At 59.9% G+C, this 22,153-nt stretch carries 22 protein-coding genes and 1 pseudogene; 14 read left to right on the plus strand and 9 right to left on the minus strand.

The window, feature by feature from the left end; genetic code table 11:
• Positions 1–24: 24 nt before the first annotated feature.
• On the minus strand, positions 25–813 hold the full coding sequence (locus FHX06_RS09240) for a sulfite exporter TauE/SafE family protein (RefSeq protein WP_183879000.1): 789 nt from the start codon (positions 811–813) through the stop codon (positions 25–27).
• A 232-nt stretch (positions 814–1,045) separates the two neighbouring features.
• Here FHX06_RS09240 and metG point away from each other — a divergent pair, with 232 nt between their 5' ends.
• Genes metG through FHX06_RS09255 form a run of 3 tightly spaced genes read left to right on the plus strand, consistent with a single transcriptional unit; the run spans position 1,046 to position 4,200 of the window.
• On the plus strand, positions 1,046–2,596 hold the full coding sequence (metG, locus tag FHX06_RS09245; protein ID WP_183879002.1) for a methionine--tRNA ligase: 1,551 nt from the start codon (positions 1,046–1,048) through the stop codon (positions 2,594–2,596).
• 4 nt (positions 2,597–2,600) lie between these two features.
• Positions 2,601–3,383, plus strand: coding sequence for a TatD family hydrolase (locus FHX06_RS09250; RefSeq protein WP_113206209.1), 783 nt, complete (start codon positions 2,601–2,603; stop codon positions 3,381–3,383).
• Positions 3,384–3,387: 4 nt separating this feature from the next.
• Entirely contained in the window at positions 3,388–4,200 is an 813-nt protein-coding gene (locus FHX06_RS09255) for an MBL fold metallo-hydrolase (RefSeq protein WP_112968124.1), read from the plus strand.
• On the opposite strand, the gene FHX06_RS09260 is transcribed toward FHX06_RS09255, so the two are convergent.
• Both FHX06_RS09260 and FHX06_RS09265 read right to left on the minus strand, forming a co-directional pair.
• Positions 4,197–4,808 (minus strand): TerC family protein, encoded by a 612-nt coding sequence (locus FHX06_RS09260; RefSeq protein ID WP_112543847.1) that lies wholly within the window; start codon positions 4,806–4,808, stop codon positions 4,197–4,199. The two genes, FHX06_RS09255 and FHX06_RS09260, sit on opposite strands and share 4 nt — an antisense overlap.
• Positions 4,809–4,841: 33 nt before the next feature.
• Positions 4,842–5,000, minus strand: coding sequence for a hypothetical protein (locus tag FHX06_RS09265; RefSeq protein WP_162728575.1), 159 nt, complete (start codon positions 4,998–5,000; stop codon positions 4,842–4,844).
• Here FHX06_RS09265 and FHX06_RS09270 point away from each other — a divergent pair.
• The 4 genes and pseudogenes from FHX06_RS09270 (at position 4,999) to FHX06_RS09285 (ending at position 9,450) form a co-directional block, all read left to right on the plus strand.
• Positions 4,999–5,667: a DUF2161 domain-containing phosphodiesterase gene (locus FHX06_RS09270; protein WP_112543846.1), complete on the plus strand. Its 669-nt coding sequence runs from the start codon at positions 4,999–5,001 to the stop codon at positions 5,665–5,667. The genes FHX06_RS09265 and FHX06_RS09270 overlap by 2 nt on opposite strands.
• A gap of 149 nt (positions 5,668–5,816) precedes the next feature.
• Positions 5,817–6,065: pseudogene (locus FHX06_RS09275) on the plus strand (helix-turn-helix domain-containing protein); the annotation flags it as partial.
• Positions 6,066–6,222: 157 nt separating this feature from the next.
• Complete coding sequence (locus FHX06_RS09280; RefSeq protein WP_183879004.1) at positions 6,223–9,075, plus strand: M16 family metallopeptidase; 2,853 nt, start codon at positions 6,223–6,225, stop codon at positions 9,073–9,075.
• Between the two features lie 210 nt (positions 9,076–9,285).
• Positions 9,286–9,450, plus strand: a complete 165-nt coding sequence (locus FHX06_RS09285) for a hypothetical protein (RefSeq protein WP_162710070.1) — start codon at positions 9,286–9,288, stop codon at positions 9,448–9,450.
• Here the strand turns inward: FHX06_RS09285 and FHX06_RS09290 are convergent.
• Complete coding sequence (locus FHX06_RS09290; RefSeq protein ID WP_112543843.1) at positions 9,414–9,896, minus strand: phage regulatory CII family protein; 483 nt, start codon at positions 9,894–9,896, stop codon at positions 9,414–9,416. The two genes, FHX06_RS09285 and FHX06_RS09290, sit on opposite strands and share 37 nt — an antisense overlap.
• Positions 9,897–10,228: 332 nt before the next feature.
• Here FHX06_RS09290 and fdhA point away from each other — a divergent pair, with 332 nt between their 5' ends.
• The 6 genes from fdhA to FHX06_RS09320 all read left to right on the plus strand — a co-directional run bounded on the left by fdhA (position 10,229) and on the right by FHX06_RS09320 (position 17,299).
• Complete coding sequence (fdhA, locus tag FHX06_RS09295) at positions 10,229–11,419, plus strand: formaldehyde dehydrogenase, glutathione-independent (protein ID WP_112543842.1); 1,191 nt, start codon at positions 10,229–10,231, stop codon at positions 11,417–11,419.
• Between the two features lie 661 nt (positions 11,420–12,080).
• The gene (locus tag FHX06_RS09300) at positions 12,081–14,429 is read left to right on the plus strand and encodes a calcium-binding protein (protein ID WP_183879006.1); all 2,349 of its coding nucleotides are present in this window, start codon (positions 12,081–12,083) and stop codon (positions 14,427–14,429) included.
• Between the two features lie 128 nt (positions 14,430–14,557).
• On the plus strand, positions 14,558–14,866 hold the full coding sequence (locus FHX06_RS09305; RefSeq protein WP_113117083.1) for a hypothetical protein: 309 nt from the start codon (positions 14,558–14,560) through the stop codon (positions 14,864–14,866).
• 62 nt (positions 14,867–14,928) lie between these two features.
• The gene (locus tag FHX06_RS09310) at positions 14,929–15,435 is read left to right on the plus strand and encodes a winged helix-turn-helix transcriptional regulator (RefSeq protein ID WP_113148388.1); all 507 of its coding nucleotides are present in this window, start codon (positions 14,929–14,931) and stop codon (positions 15,433–15,435) included.
• A 95-nt stretch (positions 15,436–15,530) separates the two neighbouring features.
• Positions 15,531–16,796: a beta-ketoacyl-ACP synthase II gene (fabF, locus tag FHX06_RS09315; protein ID WP_183879008.1), complete on the plus strand. Its 1,266-nt coding sequence runs from the start codon at positions 15,531–15,533 to the stop codon at positions 16,794–16,796.
• 74 nt (positions 16,797–16,870) lie between these two features.
• Positions 16,871–17,299 carry a DUF4864 domain-containing protein gene (locus FHX06_RS09320; RefSeq protein ID WP_112547229.1) on the plus strand — a complete coding sequence of 143 codons (429 nt, stop codon included), beginning with the start codon at positions 16,871–16,873 and terminating at the stop codon, positions 17,297–17,299.
• 539 nt (positions 17,300–17,838) lie between these two features.
• Here FHX06_RS09320 and tgt read toward each other — a convergent pair.
• From tgt to coaD, 5 genes are all read right to left on the minus strand, one after another.
• The gene (gene tgt / locus FHX06_RS09325) at positions 17,839–18,972 is read right to left on the minus strand and encodes a tRNA guanosine(34) transglycosylase Tgt (RefSeq protein ID WP_112968405.1); all 1,134 of its coding nucleotides are present in this window, start codon (positions 18,970–18,972) and stop codon (positions 17,839–17,841) included.
• Complete coding sequence (queA, locus tag FHX06_RS09330; RefSeq protein ID WP_183879010.1) at positions 18,969–20,054, minus strand: tRNA preQ1(34) S-adenosylmethionine ribosyltransferase-isomerase QueA; 1,086 nt, start codon at positions 20,052–20,054, stop codon at positions 18,969–18,971. Before queA ends, tgt begins: the two co-directional genes overlap by 4 nt.
• A gap of 72 nt (positions 20,055–20,126) precedes the next feature.
• Positions 20,127–20,636 (minus strand): peptidylprolyl isomerase, encoded by a 510-nt coding sequence (locus FHX06_RS09335; protein WP_112547226.1) that lies wholly within the window; start codon positions 20,634–20,636, stop codon positions 20,127–20,129.
• Positions 20,637–20,661: 25 nt separating this feature from the next.
• Positions 20,662–21,234, minus strand: a complete 573-nt coding sequence (locus tag FHX06_RS09340; protein WP_112547225.1) for a peptidylprolyl isomerase — start codon at positions 21,232–21,234, stop codon at positions 20,662–20,664.
• A 26-nt stretch (positions 21,235–21,260) separates the two neighbouring features.
• On the minus strand, positions 21,261–21,755 hold the full coding sequence (gene coaD / locus FHX06_RS09345; protein ID WP_112968408.1) for a pantetheine-phosphate adenylyltransferase: 495 nt from the start codon (positions 21,753–21,755) through the stop codon (positions 21,261–21,263).
• A 197-nt stretch (positions 21,756–21,952) separates the two neighbouring features.
• On the opposite strand from coaD, the gene FHX06_RS35550 reads away from it, so the two are divergent.
• Complete coding sequence (locus FHX06_RS35550; protein WP_246715521.1) at positions 21,953–22,123, plus strand: hypothetical protein; 171 nt, start codon at positions 21,953–21,955, stop codon at positions 22,121–22,123.
• Positions 22,124–22,153: the final 30 nt, after the last annotated feature.

Raw genomic sequence — 22,153 nt, forward strand, 5'->3', positions numbered from 1 at the left:
CACAGTTTGCAGGAATTCCTCCGGTCAGCCCGTCAACAGCTTCCAGGCGACAATCGTCAACGTAATGGCGAGCACAATGCGGATGGTGCGTTCGTGCAGTTTGGGCGCAAGCAGGCTGCCGAGGATGATGCCGGGAATGGAACCGACGAGCAGGGCAAGGAGCATTGCCCAGTCGATCTCTCCGATGAACCAGTATCCCATACCGCCGATCAGGGTGAGCGGCACGGCGTGGACGATATCCGAACCGACGATCTCACGCACGTCGAGCCTGGGGTAGAGGATCAGCAGGATCGTCACCCCCAGAGCGCCGGCGCCGACCGATGTCAGCGTGACGAGCACACCGAGCACGAAGCCCAGAACGACGGTGAAGGCGACGATGCTTGCCGGCTTCGGCGGCATGCGTTCACCGATGGCACGACGGGCGAATTCAAGGATCTGACTGCGGAAAATCAGCATGATTGCGGTCATGACCAGCAGCCAGCCGAGCGCGGTGGTGATGGTATTCGTGACGCCAATGCTTTTACGGTCGACGCCGGCCATGAGCCAGAGCATCGACAGCGCGGCGGGCACGCTGCCGGCCGCCAGACTGCCGACGATCTTCCAGTTGACGCGTCCATGCATGCCGTGAACAGCCGTGCCGGCCGTCTTGGTGATTGCTGCATAGAGAAGGTCGGTCCCGACGGCGGTTGCCGGGTGGACACCGAAAAGGAGCACGAGTAGCGGCGTCATCAGCGAACCGCCGCCGACGCCGGTGATCCCGACCAATGCTCCCACCATGAGACCGGACAGGGAATAGAGAGGCTCGAACGTCAAATATGCGCCTCCGAAGGCGCGCGGCCATGACTATTCCGATCGATGAAAAATGGCACTTCGCGTCTGTCCCACCCCGTTGCCGGACAAGGGGTAGATGGCGCCCGAACGTGAGTCAAGTTCGAGGCCTAGCGTCCGTGAAATCGTAGGCGGCCGCCAAACTTGATGTTTCGCTTGTGCGAGACATGCGCTAAGAGCGGCGGACGATTTATAGAGTAAGCCGGAATTGGCCGCCATGACAGACAAGACCCCCTTCTACATCACGACCGCGATCTCCTATCCCAACGGCAAGCCGCATATCGGCCATGCCTACGAGCTGATTGCGACCGATGCCATGGCGCGCTACCAGCGCCTCGACGGCAAGGATGTCTTCTTCCTGACGGGGACTGACGAACACGGCCAGAAGATGCAGCAGACGGCGCGCGCCGAAGGCATCACGGCGCAGGCGCTTGCAGACCGCAATTCCGGTGAATTCCAGGCGATGGCGAAGCTGCTCAATGCTTCGAACGACGACTTCATCCGCACCACGCAGGAGCGTCACCACGAGACTTCGCGCAACATCTGGAACCTGATGGCCGACAACGGTGATGTCTACAAGGATTCCTACGCCGGCTGGTATTCCGTGCGCGACGAAGCCTACTACCAGGAAAACGAAACCGAGCTGCGCGCCGACGGCGTGCGCTACGGGCCGCAGGGTACGCCAGTCGAATGGGTGGAAGAGGCGAGCTATTTCTTCAAGCTCTCCGAATACCAGGACCGGCTGCTGAAGCACTATGAGGAAAACCCCGATTTCATCGGCCCGGCCGAGCGCCGCAACGAGGTGATCTCCTTCGTCAAATCGGGCCTCAAGGATCTGTCGATTTCGCGCACCACCTTCGACTGGGGTATCAAGGTACCGAACGATCCCGCCCATGTCATGTATGTCTGGGTCGACGCGCTGACGAACTACATCACTGCTACAGGCTATATCGAAGACCGCAACGGACCGCGGGCGAAATACTGGCCGGCCGACGTGCATATCATCGGCAAGGACATCATCCGTTTCCATGCCGTGTACTGGCCGGCCTTCCTGATGTCGGCGAAGCTGCCGCTGCCGAAGCGCGTCTTCGCCCACGGCTTCCTGCTCAACAAGGGCGAGAAGATGTCGAAGTCGCTCGGCAACGTCGTCGATCCGGTCAATCTGGTGAACCATTTCGGTCTCGACCAGGTGCGCTACTTCTTCCTGCGCGAAGTCTCCTTTGGACAGGACGGCAGCTACAGCGAAGAGGCGATCGGCACGCGTATCAATTCCGATCTTGCCAATGGCATCGGCAATCTTGCCAGCCGTTCGCTGTCGATGATCTTCAAGAATTGCGACGGCAAGATCCCGGAATGCGGACCGCTGACAGATGAGGACAAGGCAATGCTGGCCCAGGCCGATGCGCTGCATGCCTCGACAAGCGAAGACATGGGCAAGCAGCTCATTCACCGCGCGTTGGCCTCTATCATTGCCGTCGTCTCGGAAACCGACCGCTACTTCGCCGGTCAGCAGCCTTGGGCGCTCAAGAAGACCGATCCGGTGCGCATGGGTACCGTGCTCTATGTAACCGCAGAAGTGGTGCGCCAGATCGCGATCCTGCTGCAGCCCTTCGTGCCGGAATCGGCCGGCAAGCTGCTCGACCTCGTGGCTGCTCCGGCCGACAAGCGCGATTTCACGAGCCTTGGCGAAGCGGGCCGCCTGGTGCCAGGAACGCCGATCGAGGCGCCGGCGCCGGTCTTCCCGCGCTACGTGGCTCCGGAGGCTTAAAGCCGTGCTGGTCGATACGCATTGCCATCTGGACTTTGCCGATTTCGATGCGGAGCGCGACGAGATCGTTTCACGTGCCCATGGGGCCGGTGTGGCGCAGATGGTGACGATCTGCACCCGCGTGCGCAAGCTCGACGGACTGCTCGCCATCACCGAGAAATATCCGTCGGTCTTCTGCTCCGTCGGCACGCATCCCAATAATGCGGGCGACGAGCTGGATATTCAGACGGAAGATCTGGTGCGGCTTGCCAACGCGCATCAGAAGGTGGTCGCAATCGGTGAAGCCGGTCTCGACTATTTCTATGACACGCAGAAACCGGAGGACCAGCAGACCGGTTTTCGCCGCCATATTGCCGCTGCCCGGGAAACACAGCTTCCGCTCGTCATCCATAGCCGCAGCGCCGATGCAGACATGGCGGCGATCCTGACCGAGGAGACAGGGAAGGGGGCCTTCCCCTTCATCCTGCATTGCTTCTCGGCCGGTCCGGAGCTTGCGAAGACTGGCGTCGAGCTCGGCGGCTATATCTCCTTTTCGGGCATCCTGACCTTTCCGAAATCCGAAGAGCTGCGAGAGATCGCAAAGACCATTCCGCACGACCGGCTGCTTGTCGAAACCGATGCGCCGTATCTGGCGCCCAAACGCTGGCGCGGCAAGCGCAACGAGCCGTCATACGTCGTGAATACGGCCGAGGTACTGGCCGATACGATCGGCCTTCCCTACGAGGAAGTCGCACGGATCACGACTGACAACGCTTTCCGCCTGTTTTCAAAGATGCCGAGGATCTAGCGGCGTGACACGGCGGCTGCGGTTCACCATTCTCGGCTGCTCGTCATCACCCGGCGTGCCGCGCATTACAGGTGACTGGGGTGCCTGCAACCCCAACAATCCGAAGAATAAGAGAACACGCGCAGCCTTTATGGTTCAGCAGTTTTCGGCCAGCGGCGCGGCAACGACTGTCGTTATCGACACAGGTCCGGATTTTCGCGAGCAGATGATCAGGGCAGGGGTCGATCATGTGGACGCTGTCCTCTACACGCATCCGCATGCCGACCATATTCACGGCATCGACGATCTGCGCGGCTATTTCCACAATACCCGCCGCCGCGTGCCGATCTTTGCCGACCAGTTCACCATGGGCAGGTTGCGGGAAGCATTCGGCTACTGCCTGGAAACACCGCCGGGCAGCAATTATCCGCCGATCGTGCTGCCAATCGTGATCGAGGATCTGGAAAAGCCCGTTGAAATCCATGGCCCGGGCGGAACGATCGCCTTCATGCCGCATCTGCAACAGCATGGTGATATCCATTCGCTCGGCTTCCGCATCGGGAATGTGGCTTATTGCAGCGATGTCAGCGATTTTCCGCCGCAGACGGTCGAGAAGCTGCAAAAGCTCGACATGCTGATCATCGATGCCCTGCAATATGCCTATCACCCCAGCCATCTCTCACTGGAACAGTCGCTGGACTGGATCGAGCGGCTAAAGCCGAAACGGGCAATCCTGACGCATATGCATACGCCGCTCGATTATGACGTGGTTATGGCTGAAACGCCGGACCATGTGGTGCCGGCGTTCGATCAGATGAGCTTCGAAGTCGAGCTCTAGGCGCCGATAAAAGGCGCGACTTCGAGATATCCGCGATGGATCATGTCGAGTGCAACATAGAGAATGATCAGCAGGCCGACATAGGCGATCCAGCGATGTTTGTTGAGCAGGCGGGCGATAAAGTTCGCGGCGATGCCCATCAGCGCAATGGAAAGACCGAGGCCCAGCACCAGCACGCTCGGATGTTCGCGAGCGGCTCCGGCAACGGCAAGAACATTGTCCAGCGACATGGAAACGTCGGCGATGACGATCTGTGTCGCAGCCTGAAAGAAGGTCTTCCTCGGCGCAGCTGCGCCAGCCTCGGCCGCATGTTCTTCACCATGGCCGGCACGCAGCTCACGCCACATCTTCCAGCAGACCCAGAGCAGCAACAGGCCGCCGGCGAGCAGCAATCCGACGATTGCCAGCAGATAGACGGCCACGGATGCGAACAGGATGCGGAGCACCGTTGCCGCCAGAATGCCGACAATGATTGCCTTGCGACGCTGCGTGGCTTCCAGGCCGGCAGCAGCAAGGCCGATGACGACGGCATTGTCGCCGGCGAGAACAAGGTCGATAGCAATGACCTGCAGCAGAGCCGTCAAACCGGCCGCTGTGAAAATATCCATATTGAATTACCCCCGGAATACGCTTCGAGCGTGCTAGCGTCTTGAGGGTTTTCCGTCAACCTTGGAAGGGATGCGATAATGCCCATCCACGCTATCCCAGGCAATCCGGCTGATGGCAATCGATGCGGTGTCCCGTATCAGCGGATCGATGTAGATTATGGAACGATTCTCTTCTTCGATCTGCAGGCCCATGGAAACTTCGCTTTATCTGCCCGTGAAAGGCTTTCTCGAAAAGGCAGGTTATGTCGTCAAGGGCGAAGTCGCCGGCTGCGATCTCGTCGGCCTGAGCGATGACGATCCGCCTGTTGTCGTCGTCTGCGAGCTGAAGATGAGCTTCAATCTGGAGCTCATTCTGCAGGCCGTCGATCGCGCGGCCGTATCTGACGAAGTCTGGATCGCCGCGCGAATTTCAGCCAAGGGCAAAGGCCGGGAAGCAGACAAACGCTACCGCGACCTTTGCCGGCGGCTTGGCATCGGCATGCTCGGGATTTCCGACACCGGCGACGTCAGCGTCATTGTCGGCTCCGTGTCACCGATGCCGCGGACCAATCCGAAGCGACGCTCGAGGCTGATGCGCGAGCACCAGAAACGACGCGGAGATCCGGCGCTTGGCGGCAGTACGCGCGCTCCGGTCATGACGGCATATCGCCAGCAGGCGCTTGGCTGCGCAGCAGCACTGGCATCAGGTCCGTTGCGCGTACGTGACATCCGATCCGGCGTGCCGGAGGCTGGCAAGATCCTGCTGTCCAATGTCTATGGCTGGTTCGAACGGCTCGACAGAGGCGTCTACGGTCTGACGGAGGCCGGACGCGACGCATTGCAGCGGTGGCCGCAGCCGGAGATGCAGGCGGCGCAGTAGTGGGCTAGCATTAGGGGTGATGTGGTTTGGGTATCTGTTTTAGTTCCATAATCTATCTTATGCGATCTTTGTGTACGAAGAGGTGAGTTCAAGGATAAAGTGCGACTTCCGAATGATACCAATGGGTTGTCACTCGCAAGGAAGACGCGATGAAACCTACCTACTCGCATATCGATGTGGATGAACGACGCAAGATCGCCCGCTGGCGCCGCGGCTGTCGAGATCATTGCCGAGAAGCCCGGACGGCATCGATCTACGATCTTTCGTGAGCTCAAGCGCAACACATTCGTCGACAAGCTGATTCCGGATCTCAATGGCTGCTACTGTGTGACAGCGCATGAATGGCTTGAGAACGGCGGGCTGAACTCCGGAAGCTGGTACGTTTCTCGCAGGTAAAGTCGAAGTCCGACCGACCTTCCTCAAATTTTCCTGATTTTATAGATAGGTGCATTTTCTCAACTCTTATCCATGACGGAAAATAGACGTTGATGCGAGTCGCGACCTGTCTGATAGTCCGGCCGAAGTCAAACACCCCGTGCTCGGCACCAGGACAAAATGCCCCTTAAACATATGAGGTTTCCTATTCTTTCTAGGTTCCTGGCAGCGGCCTCGCTTGCCGCACTCTTCATCTCAGGCTCACCGGCCCTTGCGGAAAATCCATCCGCGCCGTGGCCGCAGACGATCAGCGACCTGCCGGCTGAACCCGGCATACGCTTCGGCACGCTCGAAAATGGTATGCGGTTTGCGATCATGCGCAATGCCACGCCAACTGGACAAGCGGCCATCCGTTTCCGGATTGGCGCCGGCTCGCTGGACGAGAGAGATGACCAGCAGGGGCTTGCGCATTTCCTCGAGCATATGGCTTTCAAGGGCTCGACGCATGTCGGACAGGACGAGATGATCCGTATCCTGCAGCGCAAAGGCCTGGCCTTCGGGCCTGATACCAACGCCAACACCTCCTATGACGAGACCGTCTATTCGCTCGATCTGCCCGAGGTTGACGCGGATACGATTTCCACCGGCCTGATGCTGATGCGCGAGACGGCAAGCGAGCTGACGCTCGATGCCGGCGCCTTCGACCGCGAGCGCGGCGTCATCCTTTCGGAAGAGCGGCTGCGCGACACGCCGCAATACCGCGCGGCGATCGGCGTCACGAATTCCATGCTCGCCGGCCAGCGCGTGACGATGCGCGCGCCGATCGGCAAGGTCGACATCATCAGCAATGCCCCTGTCGATCTGCTGCGTGATTTTTACCATGCGAATTATCGGCCCGATCGCGCCACGCTGATCGTGGTGGGCGATGTCGATCCCGCTGCCATGGAACTGGAGATCAGGCAGCGCTTTGGCGACTGGAAGGTTGCCATCCCTGCCCCGCCAAAGCCCGATCTCGGCACGCTGAAGCCGAAAAGCGAAAGCGCCGAGGTCATCGCGGTTCCGGGCGGCACAACGAATGTTCAGATCGCCTGGACGCGGCCCTATGATGCTTCGCCTGACACTTTTGCCAAGCGTCGCCAGCAGCTGGTCGAAGATCTCGGTCTTCTGGTACTCAAACGTCGGCTAGGCGCCATGGCCAACAGGGCCAATGCTCCCTTCATCAGCGCCGCCGTCGGCTCTCAGGATCTTTTCGACTCGGCCCATATCGTTGTCGTCACCGCAAATTCCGAGACGGACAAATGGCAGCAGGCGCTCGCGGCCATCGATCAGGAACAGCGCCGTTTCCAGCAATTCGGCGCCGAGCAGGCCGAGCTCGACCGGGAAATCGTCGAATATCGCTCTCTCCTTGAAGCCGCCGCCGCCGGTGCTGCGACGCGCACAAGCACCGACATCGCCTCCATGCTGGCGAGCAGCGTGGACGACAATGAGGTCTTCACCTCCCCCGCGGAAGATCTTTCGATGTTCGAGACGATCACCAAGGGGCTGACAGCGGCCGAGGTCAACGAGGTTGTCGCGCGCGTCTTTTCCGGGAACGGCCCGCAGCTCGTCCTGCAGACCGCTCAGGCGCCAAAGGGTGGCGCCAGCGACATCAGGCAGGCATATGACGCTTCCCGTGCCGTTCCGGTCACTGCGCCGTCCGCCGCAGCGGCGGTCGCCTGGCCCTATACCCATTTCGGCGAACCCGGCGCTGTTGTCGAACGCCGCGTTGTCGAGGATCTCGGCCTGACCATGGTGCGCTTTGCCAACGGCGTGCGGCTGACCATCAAGCCGACCAAGCTGCGCGCCAACGAAGTGCTGGTACGCGAGGATATTGGTCACGGCCGGCTCGGACTGCCGAATGACCGTCCCCTGCCGATCTGGACATCGCCGGCCGTGGTCCTGTCGGGCACCAAGGCAATGGATTACCCGGATTTACAGAAAGCGCTGGCCGCCAAAATCGCCGGCATCGACTTCTCGGTGGATGACAGCTCCTTCCAGTTCACCGGCCAGACACAGACGGGGGATCTGGCGACGCAACTGCAGATCATGGCCGCCTACACTTCCGATCCCACCTACCGGCCGGAAGTTTTCAAGCGCGTCCGGCAAGCCTATTTGAACAACCTCGATCAGTATGAGGCGACGCCAGGGGCCGTCATCGGCCGCGATTTCGCAGGCCTTGTGCATTCCGGCGACCCGCGCTGGACTTTCCCGGACAAGGCGCAATTGTCTGCCACGAAACTGGAAGATTTCGAAGCGCTGTTCCGGCCGCAAATTTCCGCAGGCCCGATCGATATCACCATTGTCGGCGACATAACGGCGGACGAAGCAATCCGTCTGACGGCTGAAACCTTCGGGGCTTTGCCGGCTCGCCCGGATGCAACAACAGACAACGTTGCAAACGATGTGCGTTTCCCCGCCCCCACCGAAAAACCCGTCATGCGGACTCATAACGGCCGGAGCGACAACGCCGCGGCGATTGTCGCTGCCCCCGTTGGCGATATGCTCTCGGACATGCAGCGGGGCTTTGTCGCCAACATCGCCGGCCAGATCTTCGAAAACAGGCTGATCGACCAGTTCCGGATTGCCGAAGGCGCGACCTACAGTCCGCAGGGCGCGATGGATCTGTCGTGGGACATTCCAGGCTATGGCTACGCCTATCTCTATGTCGAGACAACGCCGGACAAGGTCGAGAATTTCTATGCGCTCGTGGACAAGATCGCTAATGACCTCAGATCGAAAGATGTCTCGCCGGACGAACTGGTCAGGGCTCGCGCACCGATTATCGAGACGTTGAAACACCAGCAGCAGAGCAACGAATATTGGGTGCAATATCTGAACGGCGCCCAAACGGACCCTCGCCGTCTGGAACGGATACGCGACAATCTTGCCGGCTATGACAAAGTCACCGCCGAGGACATTCGCCAGTTTGCCACGACCTACTTCCAGCCGGACAAGTTCTGGAAATTCGAGGTACTTCCGGCAGCGGTTCGATAGGTTTGAAGACAGGATCCCGAAGCGCGCAGTCGCTTCGGGATCTGTTCCGATCTGTTCGTAGGCCCGCGTAAAAACGACAGGATCGTTTTGATGGCGAAGCCTCGGTCGGGCTTGCTAGATGCGTCAGCAAAAATCACCGGCTTTCGCATGTCTTCCGACCATTCTCGTCCCCTCCAGGAATATGCACGCATTGTGCGCCAGAAAAACCTCTTGAAACTTCGGCTTCTTTCCGTGGAACGGCAGCTGGCGACCGCCGGCGGCGCCAGGAAGTCCTTCCTTGAGGAGACGCGCCTGACGATCATCGAGGCGATGCTCTCGCTCGAGGAAGAGGGTGAAGCCTATCTTTTACTGATGCGCAAGGACGGCCCGGCATAGGCGCCGTTGAGAGAGAGGCGAAGGGATGCGAGCGCCCTCTCCGCATCCTCGATTTCCTTGAGCACCAGTCGCTGCTTGCGGTGATCCATCCCGCCTCCGGCAAGTGCGGCATCCACAATTTCGAGCACGTCCGTCGCCTCGATGACCACGCGGGTGGCGCCCCGCTGCAGCGACCCGGCAGGCTGCTGCTGTTGCCAGTCGGAAGAACGCTCCGCCGCAACAAAGATACTCTTCTCGAACAGATAGGATGCCAAGCGCGGATCCGGCACGACTTCCAGCAGATTTTGGATTTCCTCTGCGGAAAAACATGTTCGGCTGATCAGACGTGAGTGAAAGGCCGCATAATTCATGCCCAGCGCGGTCGCGACGACCTCTACCGGATAGGCCTTCTCCACGATCAGGATAGTGTAGACGATGTCTGCGAAGGCACGGCCGCGCTGCGTCATGATGGCCCCCAGGCTCTATCCCTGCAACTATAGCGGAACCCACGTCAAAAGGGAGCTACCGTTTTGATATTGTATCCGTCACGACGGTGCTAATGCGGCGCCCTGGCAGGACGCACCCCGCCTGCCGGGGAAAGGCCACCTGTCTTCGAGTCCGCCGAAGCGGGTGGCCGGACCGTATCGAGCGCCCTGCCCTTTGACCCGGTTTTGCCGTTTCCGCCCGCAAGGCGTCGCTTTCGGGACGGCGCTCAGATCTTTCTGGTCTACTCTGTGACAGGCAACCGCTGCGGGAGGAGCTGCTGGCGCGTTGCTGCATTTCAACGGAGGAGACGGAAATGAGCAAGAACCGTGGCGTCGTCTACTTGCGGCCCGGAAAAGTGGAAGTCCGCGACATTGACGATCCGAAACTCGAGGCACCGGACGGGCGTCGTATCGAACATGGCGTCATCCTGAAGGTCATCTCCACCAATATCTGCGGTTCGGACCAGCATATGGTCCGTGGCCGCACCACCGCCATGCCGGGTCTGGTGCTCGGACATGAAATTACCGGCGAGATCATCGAAAAAGGCATCGACGTCGAAATGCTCGATGTCGGGGACATCGTCTCCGTGCCCTTCAATGTTGCCTGCGGGCGCTGCCGCTGCTGCAAATCACAGGACACCGGCGTCTGCCTGACGGTCAATCCGTCGCGGGCCGGCGGCGCCTACGGCTATGTCGACATGGGCGGCTGGATCGGCGGTCAGGCCCGTTATGTCACGATCCCCTATGCCGATTTCAACCTCTTGAAAATCCCCGACCGCGACAAGGCAATGGCCAAGATCCGTGATCTCACCATGCTTTCCGACATCCTGCCGACCGGATTCCACGGTGCCGTCAGAGCCGGCGTCGGCGTCGGCTCCACCGTCTATGTCGCAGGTGCCGGCCCGGTCGGCCTCGCAGCGGCGGCATCAGCCCGTATCCTCGGCGCGGCCGTCGTCATGATCGGCGACTTCAACAAGGATCGCCTCGCCCATGCCAGCCGCGTCGGCTTCGAGGCCATCGATCTCTCGAAGAGCGACCGTCTCGGAGACATGATCGCAGAGGTGGTCGGCACGAATGAAGTGGATAGCGCCATCGATGCCGTCGGCTTCGAAGCACGTGGACATTCCGGCGGCGAGCAGCCGGCGATCGTTCTGAACCAGATGATGGAAATCACCCGTGCCGCAGGCTCCATCGGCATTCCCGGCCTCTATGTCACGGAGGATCCGGGCGCGGTGGACAATGCGGCCAAGCAGGGCAGCCTGTCGTTGCGTTTCGGTCTCGGCTGGGCCAAGGCGCAGTCCTTCCACACCGGTCAGACACCTGTGCTTAAATACAACCGCCAGCTCATGCAGGCGATCCTGCACGACCGGCTGCCCATTGCCGATATCGTCAATGCCAAGGTGATCTCGCTTGAGGATGCCGCCCAGGGTTATGAGAGCTTCGACCAGGGTGCTGCGACGAAATTCGTTCTCGACCCGCATGGCGCAATTGCCAAAGCGGCGTGATCGATATGATGTGCCGGGGCGGAAACGCCCCGGCATTCCCTCTTGGTAATACGATCGACCGTGCCTCCCCCTACATCCTCGCCAGCCAACGACTGTTGACAGAATGTATGGCTGATCTCAGTCATCAGCGGCGTCGTCACGCATGAAATGACGGAGCAATCCGCGACTTTGATGAAGACCTCCGCCGACACCTGAATAGAGCGCGATGTGGGCGAGCTCTTGCGAGCTTGCCGGTTCCGGCTTGATGAGCACTGGAGCGTAATCTGCGTCGCCGTGCTGCGCGGCCACTACATCGGGTCGAATCGACACGACCTCGCCTTCAATTCCAGCATCACCCCCTGACCGATAGCATTGAAGCGGACCCCGGCCCTCTGGCCGAGCACGATATCATCGATATCGCCTGCGGCGTTCTTCCGCTCTGCGACCAAGCCTTATCGCTTTGGGCAACAAGGCTCTTCCCGCCGCTCCGACAGCCGAGATGCCGAGTCCGCAAATATCGGATCGCCTCCAACGCAGCGCTTAGCAATCATATTGCGAACAATACAATATGGTTAACGCAATCATAACTTTGGCGGATTCTACTGTAAATCAGGCCCTACTTTTGAAGGGAATCACTATACCATCGAAGTAATGTTTTCTACTTCCAGGCGAGGAGGATGAAATGGCCCAAGCTACTAGAATTACTGACGTAATCGATTCATTCGGGATTGACACACATATCGACTACACCGACGGGAAATATTCCAATATCGCGGAAGTTGTTAAAGCCCTGGGCTACCTTGGTCTCGACACAGTTCGAGATCATGCCCCCACCCCTGCCTCCGACCCCTACGGTCAAGGCCATCTTGGGGATGCGGCCGATGCGGGTGTCAAATTCGTTTTTGTTTCCGGGCGAGATGACACTCCCGCCACCGTCGTCCAGCGACTGCATGCCTTCGTCGAAGCGCATCCGGGTTCGATCGTCGGCATCGAAGGCCCGAACGAGGTCAACAACTGGCCGGTGGCTTATAAAGGTCTGTCGGGAGAGGCTGCGGCAGTTGCCTACCAGAAGGACCTCTTCAATGCAGTCAATGCCGATCCGCTGTTGAAGGATATTCCGGTTCTCGGTTTTACCGGTTACACGGTTGCCTCTTCCAACGATTACACGACGATCCACACCTATGCGAAAGAGGGCGACCAGCCCTTCTCCTGGCTCTCGCGTGAATCCGGCAACCAGATGCAGGCCGATCCCGGCAAGCCGCTTACCATCACCGAGATCGGCTATCACACGTCGCTGACCGCTGACACCAACGGCGGATGGGAAGGCGTCGACGAGACGACGCAGGCAAAACTGCTTCTCAACACTCTGATGGACGGCGCCTTTCTGGGATCCAAGGGAACCTTCATCTACCAGCTTCTCGATGCCTATTCGGATCCGCAGGGTTCCGATCAGGAAAAGCATTTCGGGCTGTTTCGCCTGGATTACACGCCGAAACCGGCAGCAATGGCGATCCACAATCTGACCGAAATTCTCGAAGACGACGGCGCGACCCAGGCGAGCTTCAATCCGGGCACGCTCAATTATTCAATCAACGGGCTGCCTTCCACGGCGCGCAGCTACCTGACGGAGAAATCCGACGGAAGCTATCAGATCATCATCTGGAACGAGCCGGATATATGGAACCAGACGACCGACAAGGCGATCCAGGCGGCTGCGACCAACGTCAGCGTCAACCTGGGCGGAGCTTTCGGGACCGTGCAGGTCTACGACCCGCTGGCGGGCGATACGCCGGTCAAAAGCTTCAGCAATATATCCTCGCTCAACCTGGACGTTGTCGACCATCCCATCATTATCAATATAGCCGCAGGTAGCGGCGCCCGTCCGGAACCCGGCCACATCTACGGCGGCACCGGAGACGACACGTTTACGGTCACCTCCCCGACCGACATTGTCGATGAAAGCCGCGGCGGCGGAACCGATACCGTCATGTCATCGATCAGCTTCAGTCTGGCCGATGCCGCACATGCGATCGGCGCCATCGAAAACCTGACCCTGACCGGCAACGCCAATATCAACGCGACTGGCAACAGCCTTGCCAATATTCTCGTCGGCAACTACGGAGCCAACGTGCTGGATGGCGGCGCAGGCGCAGACACCATGAAGGGCGGCGGTGGTGACGATACCTATATCGTCGACAACATCAATGATGTGGTCATCGAGGCTGGCGGCTCCGGCAAGGACGCCATCAAGTCCTATGTCTCCCTCAGCCTGATGGACAAGGACCACGTGACCGGAACTGTCGAAAACCTGACCCTGTTGGGTGCCGACGACATCAATGCGACCGGCAATGTCATGAACAACGTTCTGACAGGCAATTCCGGCGACAATTATTTCGATGGCGGCAGGGGCGAAGACCGAATGATCGGCGGCCTTGGCAACGACACGTATAAGGTGGATTCGGCGGGCGACATCGTCGACGAGACGGGCGGCGGTGGCATCGACACTGTCAATGCCTCCATATCCTTCTATCTTGAGAATGCCCTTGGAACAGTTGAAAACCTGACGCTTACAGGCTCATCGGCGATCAATGCCACAGGTAGCGGCGAAAATAACGTGCTGACCGGCAACAATGCAGCCAATACCCTGTCGGGTGGCGCAGGAAACGACAAGCTCATCGGCGGCAACGGCAACGATGTCCTGAACGGCGGAGCTGGAGCCGATACTTTCGTCTTCGACTTCAAGCCCAGTGCTTACAACAACATCGACAAGATCGAGGACTTCTCGGAAAGCACCGGTGACAAGATCGTGCTCGATCACGAGATTTTCACCGCCATCGATCCAGCGAGTTTTTCGGCCGAAAACTTCGTGCTCGGCACCAAGGCTTTGGATTCGAACGACCGTTTGATCTACGACCAGACAACGGGAAAGCTTTTCTACGATGCAGACGGAAGTGGGCGCGGCGCGGCCGTACAGATCGCGACACTCTCCAATCTGGCGGCGCTTCATCACGATGATTTCCTGTTCATTTGACATCCGAACCTGACGTCTTCAAGCGGCGGTCCTGGATGGGGCTCCATTTTTGGAGCCCCTTTTTCTTGTCCTGCGCCGGTCCTGCCCAACATTGTCAGCAGGATCCCATCAGCCGAGCGGAGAGACCGTTGCCCTGGACTGCCTACATCATTCATTTCATCGCCGCCGCATTCCTGACCAATGGCATGCCGCATTTCGTCAATGGCGTCAGCGGCCGGCCTTTTCGTACACCTTTCGCTCGCCTGCAGGGGGCGAAGCTCAGTTCTCCGGCCACCAATGTCGTCTGGGGCTGGTTCAATTTTCTCGTCGCCTTCCTGCTCTTTGCCAATATCGGGCCGCTTTATATCGGGACGCCGGGCGACACCGTCTTTGTAGCAGCCGGCGTTCTCGTAACCGGCGTTCTCCTGGCGCGGATCTTCGAGCGGTATGACGCCTGACAAGTCGCTTACGCGCGTAAGTCGCTTGCATGATGCAAGTAACTTCTGTAGTGACTTGCATCATGCAACGAACGAGCTTTGCCAATTTCAAATGCCCCGCCGCCCGCGCGCTCGACAGCGTCGGCGACTGGTGGAGCATGATGATCCTTCGCGACGCCTTTCACGGGCTGACGCGTTTTGACGAATTCCAGAAGAGCCTCGGCATCGCGCCGAACATCCTGACGCGGCGCCTTGGGCACCTGATCGATGAAGGACTGTTCGAGAAGCGCCTCTACAACGAGCGCCCTGCCCGCTACGAATATGTACTGACTGCCAAGGGACGCGATTTCTTCCCCGTTCTGATGGCCCTGTTTTCCTGGGGACGCCGGCACGTTCCGCAAGAAGATCTTGCCTTCCTGCTTGGCAATGCCGCTTCCGGCGAGGAACGCCAGCCCATGCTGGTGGATGCAGCCAGCGGCGAAGAATTGAAACCCGAAAACACCTGCCTGCTGCCGGGACCGGCTGCCGATGAGGGCGACCGCGAACGGATCGCCCGCATGCGTGCCTACTACCTCGGCATCGACGCCTAGAGCATTTCCAATGCTCTTACTCTTAGTTTTTACGCAATTCCGGACGCAACCCCGCTTCGCGCTCTTACTGGAATTGCTTTAGAAAGGTCAAATCCATGGAACGCATTGTTGTCACCGGTATGGGACTTGTTTCGCCGCTTGGCGTTGGCGTCGAGACCGCATGGAACCGGCTCGTCGCCGGTGGTTCCGGCCTGCGCGTGCTGCCGGAGAATGTGGTCGGCGATCTCGCCGCCAAGGTCGGCGGCGTCGTTCCCTCCATCGAGGAGGACAGTGAAGCCGGTTTCGATCCCGATCGCGCCGTGCCGCCCAAGGACCAGAAGAAGATGGACCGCTTCATCCAGTTTGCGATGATGGCGACGGACGAAGCGGTGCGCCAGGCCGGCTGGATGCCCGAGAGCGTCGATGCGCGCGAGCGGACAGCCACGATCATCGCGTCGGGTGTCGGCGGTTTTCCGGCAATAACGGATGCAGTGCGCACGGCTGAGACCCGCGGCGTGCGACGGCTGTCGCCCTTTACTGTGCCTTCCTTCCTCGTCAACCTGGCGGCCGGTCAGGTCAGCATACGCTACGGCTTCAAGGGGCCATTGGGCGCGCCGGTAACGGCCTGCGCGGCAAGTGTTCAGGCGATCGGCGATGCGGCGCGGATGATCCGCTCCGGCGAGGCTGACGTCGCTATCTGCGGCGGCTCGGAAGCCTGCATCGACAAGGTGAGTCTCGGCGGTTTTGCAGCAGCGCGCGCACTCTCGAGCGGTTTCAACGACAGACCCGAACTTGCGTCGCGTCCCTTCGATACAGCGCGCGATGGTTTCGTGATGGGCGAAGGAGCCGGAATTCTTGTCATCGAAACCCTTGAGCATGCGCTGGCGCGCGGCGCAACGCCGCTCGCCGAACTCGTCGGCTACGGCACGGCCGCCGACGCCTATCACATGACGGCAGGCCCGGAAGATGGCGACGGTGCCCGCCGGGCGATGGAAGCAGCATTGCGGCAAGCCAGGATCCCGGCCGCCGAGGTGAAGCATCTCAACGCCCATGCGACCTCGACACCGGTCGGCGACAGGGGCGAGATCGCTGCAATCGGTACGGTCTTCGGTCGCGACGGCGGCATCGCCATCAGCGCAACCAAGTCGGCGACGGGCCATCTCCTGGGTGCAGCCGGCGGGCTTGAAGCCATCTTCACAATCCTCGCGCTGCGCGATCAGCTCGCCCCGCCGACCCGCAATCTCGAGACGGCCGATCCCGCAGCAGAAGGCATTGATCTCGTGGGCAGGGTGGCCCGCAAGGTGGCGATGGAATATGCGATTACCAACGGCTTCGGCTTCGGCGGCGTCAATGCCAGCGCTCTCTTCCGTCGCTGGTCCTGAGCCCTGGTTTATCGGGCTCTTTCCTTGCGCGCAAAATAGCCTACACTTCTGCTGACATAGCCGGAGATGATCCTATGCGCGCCTTCTTCGCAGTGCTGGTTCTGTGTGCTGTATCCGTGATGTCAGGCATGGCGGCCCGCGCCGAAGATCCCGTGCAGGCAACACAGACAATGATCGAGGAGCAGATCAGGGCATTCCTCAAGGACGACGCGGATACCGCCTATTCCTTCGCCGCGCCCGGCATCAAGGCCATGTATCCAGACAAAAACGTCTTCTTCGCGATGGTGAAGAAAAGCTACGAGCCGGTCTATCACCCGGGCAACTATGCCTTCGGGCGCAGCAGATCGATCGACGACGGTGCAATGATCTATCAGGAAGTGCTGATTTCCGGCCGCGACGGCAAGGACTGGACGGCGATTTATCAGGTTGCTCGTCAGCCGGACGGCAGCTTCAAGATCAACGGCGTGCAGATCGTGCCGAACGCCGACAGCAAGGGCATTTAGGCATTAAGCATCCCTGCATCTTAACGTTGCGTCAGATTTCCCCTATGAGTAGAGAGCCAATATCATTCTACCCCGGGGATAGAAATCAATGCGTGCTTCTTTCAAGTGCCTGGTCGCCGTCGCGACGATCGGTTTTACAGCCATGCCGGCATTGCTCAGGCAGAATCTTTTTCCAGGCTAACGCAGCAGAATTATGCCATCGGCAAGCTCACAAGAGGAAAAGCCGGCGGTTATGGCTGGGTCCTTTCAAACGGCAGCACGCGTTTCTTTTGCCGGCTGAATGCCAGCTTGGCATACGTCAACAAGAAAGAGATGATGAGCATCCTTTCGAATGGAAGGCTCATTAAACTGGACCGCGCCACGTTTGAGGCATCGATCGGCGGTTCTGATCCGTCGATACCGCAATGGAGCGACCTTCAGACCGGCCGCGTCAAGCCGGCTGACGTTGGAAGCTGCGCACCTGTTCGCTGACCGATATCGGTACGGTACGATCTTGCTAGCAGACAGGAGTCGTAGCCAGGCGGCCCTTGCCGGGGATATCACACCGGTTCGAGATCGCCTCTCGCCCATTCCTCGATCGTTTCCGCCATGAAATCGGCGAAGCGACCTTCGGCAATCGCCTTGCGGATGCCCTGCATCAGTTCCTGATAATAGTTCAGATTGTGCCAGGAAAGCAGCATGCCGCCGAGCGCTTCGTTGGCGCGGACGAGATGGTGGAGATAGGCGCGGGAATAGTCGCGCGTCGCCGGGCAGTTCGATTGTTCGTCGAGCGGGCGCATGTCCTCCGCATGGCGGGCGTTGCGGATATTGACCTTGCCGCGACGGGTAAAGGCCAGGCCGTGACGGCCCGAGCGGGTCGGCATGACGCAATCGAACATGTCGATTCCACGGGCGACGGATTTCAGGATGTCGTCGGGCGTGCCGACGCCCATCAGATAGCGAGGCTTTTCACCGGGCAGGACCGGAAGCGTCGTCTCCAGCATCTTCAGCATGACGTCCTGCGGCTCGCCGACAGCAAGACCGCCGACGGCGTAGCCTTTGAGGTCGAGCTTTGCCAGTTCTTCGGCCGAACGGACACGCAGGGCCGGCACGTCACCGCCCTGGACAATGCCGAACATCGCCTTGCCCGGCTGATTGCCGAACGCGACCTTGCAACGCTCGGCCCAGCGCAGCGAAAGCTCCATGGCGCGCTCGATTTCCTTGGGCTCGGCCGGCAATGCCACGCATTCGTCGAGCTGCATCTGGATATCGGAGCCAAGCAGCCCCTGGATCTCGATCGAGCGCTCCGGCGACATGTGATGCAGGCTGCCGTCGACATGCGACTTGAAGGTGACGCCCTGCTCATCGAGCTTGCGCAGACCGGAGAGAGACATGACCTGAAAGCCGCCGGAATCCGTCAGGATCGGATGCTCCCAGCGAATGAGCTTGTGCAATCCGCCGAGGCGGGCAACGCGCTCGGCCGTCGGGCGCAGCATCAGATGATAGGTATTGCCAAGAATGATGTCGGCGCCGGTGTCACGCACCTGGTCGAGATACATGGCCTTGACCGTGCCGACCGTGCCGACAGGCATGAAGGCCGGCGTGCGGATGGTGCCGCGCGGCATGGAAACTTCCCCGAGACGGGCGCCGCCATCGGTCTTCTTCAGGGTGAACTGGAAATTCTCAGTGGTCATCGGTCTTTCCGGAAAAGAAGGCTCGCGTCGCCGTAGGAATAGAAGCGGTAGCCTGTCGAAATGGCATGCGTATAGGCCGCGTGCATGGTCTCGAAACCGGCGAAGGCCGAGACCAGCATGAAGAGCGTCGAGCGCGGCAGGTGGAAATTGGTCATCAGTATGTCGACCGCCTTGAAACGGTAACCAGGCGTGATGAAGATGCCTGTCGCGCCCGCCCAGGGTCTGATCTCGCCGCTCTCTTCGGCGGCGCTCTCGATCAGCCGCAGCGACGTCGTGCCGACGCAGACGATGCGTCCGCCCCTCGCCTTGACGGCATTCAGCTTCGCAGCAATCTCGGCGCTGACATAGCCGCTTTCGAGATGCATCTTGTGATCGTCGGTATCGTCGGCCTTGACCGGCAGGAAAGTGCCGGCGCCGACATGCAGCGTCACGAAGTGGCGTTCGATGCCAGCCCTGTCCAGTGCCTCGAAAAGGCCGGGCGTGAAGTGCAGACCGGCGGTCGGGGCGGCGACGGCGCCCTCCTCTCGCGCATAGATGGTCTGGTAATCGGCGCGGTCGCGTTCGTCCTCCGGACGCTTTGCGGCGATATAGGGCGGCAGCGGAATATGGCCGACGCCTGCGATTGCCTCATCCAACGCAGGTCCGGAAAGATCGAAGGCGAGCGTCACTTCGCCGGCGTCACCCTTTTCCTCGACGGTCGCGTCGAGCGAGCCGATCATGCAGCTTTGGCCACCATGGCCGAAAGCGATACGATCGCCTTCCTTGATACGCTTGCCGGGTTTGGCGAAGGCCTTCCACTTGTTGGCGCTGATCCGCATATGCAGCGTCGCCGAAACCTGCTGACCGCCCGCACCCTCGCGGTGGCGGATGCCTTCGAGTTGTGCCGGGATGACCTTGGTATCGTTGAAGACCAGCGCATCGCCGGCGCGCAGGAAGGACGGCAGGTCGAAGACGCGATGATCGGAAAGAACCGGCTGCCCGTTCGGATCGACGACAAGCAGCCGCGCGCTGTCGCGCGGCTCAGCGGGCCGCAGCGCAATGCGTTCATCCGGCAGGTCGAAATCAAAGAGGTCTACGCGCATCGAAGCACTTCCAGGCAAAGCGAAACCCGCCCCGCGCTCTCGCGCAAGGGCGGGTTCCTGCAGAAATCACAATCAGACGTCGGCGGCAACCCGCATGGAGACGATCGAATCCGGATCGGAGACGGGCTCGCCCTTCTTGATCTTGTCGATGTTATCCATGCCTTCGATGACCTGGCCCCAGACCGAGTACTGCTTGTTCAGCCAGGGAGCGTCGGTGAAGCAGATGAAGAACTGCGAGTTCGCCGAGTTCGGGCTCTGCGAGCGGGCCATCGAGCAGGTGCCGCGAACATGCGGAGTTGCCGAGAATTCAGCCTTCAGATCGTCCTTTTCAGAGCCGCCCATGCCGGCGCGGCCCGGATTGAAATTGTCGCCGCCCTTCTTGCCGAACTGTACGTCACCCGTCTGCGCCATGAAATCGGCGATAACGCGGTGGAAAACGACACCGTCATAGGCCTTCTCGCGGGCGAGTTCCTTGATGCGCTTGACATGCTCGGGCGCGACCTGCGGCAGAAGCTGGATGACAACCTTGCCCTTGGTGGTTTCCAGAATGATGGTGTTTTCCGGATCCTTGATCTCGGCCATTGTCGTTCTCCTTCTTGTCGTGAATTTACTTCTTGCCCATCGTGACCTTGATCATGCGGTCAGGATTGCTGACTTCGCCGTTCTGGCCTTCGCCCTTCTTGATCTTGTCGACGTTTTCCATGCCCGAAACAACCTTGCCGACGACCGTGTACTGGCCATTCAGGAAGGAACCGTCATCGAACATGATGAAGAACTGCGAGTTGGCGGAATTCGGGTCCTGGGCGCGTGCCATGCCGACCGTGCCGCGCACGAAAGGCGTCTTGGAAAATTCGGCCGGCAGGTCAGGCAGGTCGGAGCCACCGGTGCCGGCCTGGGCGGCATCGAAGTTCTTTTCCATGTTGCCATATTTCACGTCGCCGGTCTGGGCCATGAAGCCCGGGATGACACGGTGGAAGGCGACATTGTCATATTCGCCCTTCTTCACCAGCGCTTCGATCTGCGCCACATGCTTCGGCGCCACATCCGGCAGCAGCTGGATGACAACCGGGCCGCTCTTCAGCTGGATGGTGATGTAATGATCGGCCGCCTGCGCAAAAGCGTCGCCCGCGAAGGAGGCGAGATAGAGCACGCCGGCAAATGCAAGATAGAAGAGTTTCATGTGAGCTCCATTGCGGCGGTATCCGCCTAGGCTTTGCGCTTGGATTTCAGGGCTTGCAAGACGGCCGCCGGCACGAAGGCGCTGACATCGCCGCCCATGGCTGCGATCTGGCGCACCAATGTGGCGGTAATGGGCCGCGAGGCCGTGCCTGCCGGCAGAAAGATAGTCTGGATATCAGGCGCCATCTGCCTGTTCATGCCGGCCATCTGCATTTCATAATCGAGATCGGTGCCATCACGCAGGCCACGGATCAGCAGGCTTGCGCCATGCGCGCGCGCGGCGTCGACGACGAGATTGTCGAAGGAGACGACATCGATATGCGCGCTCTTTTCCGGCAGCACCTCAGCGAGCGACGCGCGGATCAACGCTGCCTTTTCGTCGAATGAAAAGAGTGGTGCCTTCCCCGGGTGGATGCCGATCGCGACGATCACCTTTTCGGCGACGTTGAGCGCCTGGACCAGCACATCAACATGTCCATTGGTGATCGGGTCGAAGGACCCCGGATAGAAAGCTGTGGTCATTTGGTCCGGCCGTTCGTTTGACGCCTTTTGTCATGGAAGCCCGTTTCCCGCAAGTCATTTAGCCAGACCGCCCGACGCGGCTGAACGATGAATGAACGGCGCGTTCAAGGTCCGCTCAGATGCGATCTGCTTTATTCGCATCATCAACCCAGACGCTGCCGGTCCCGGTAGCGTCACTCCCCGGAAAGACCCCGATCATGCTGATCATCCTCATCGCAGTAGCCGTTATTTCCTCGCTGTTCGCCGAGTTTTTCTACGGTTACGTCGCCGACAGGCATCAGATTGGCTGGGTACGCCCGGAGGTCAGCGAACATGCGGCGATCATGAGACAGCTTGGCCGCACACGTTCTAATCGATTTGATTTCTGAACGGCAGATGAACGTGACATTCAAGGTCGC

It is taken from the genome of Rhizobium sp. BK512 (assembly GCF_014194915.1).
In the GTDB taxonomy this organism is placed as follows: Bacteria; Pseudomonadota; Alphaproteobacteria; order Rhizobiales; family Rhizobiaceae; genus Rhizobium.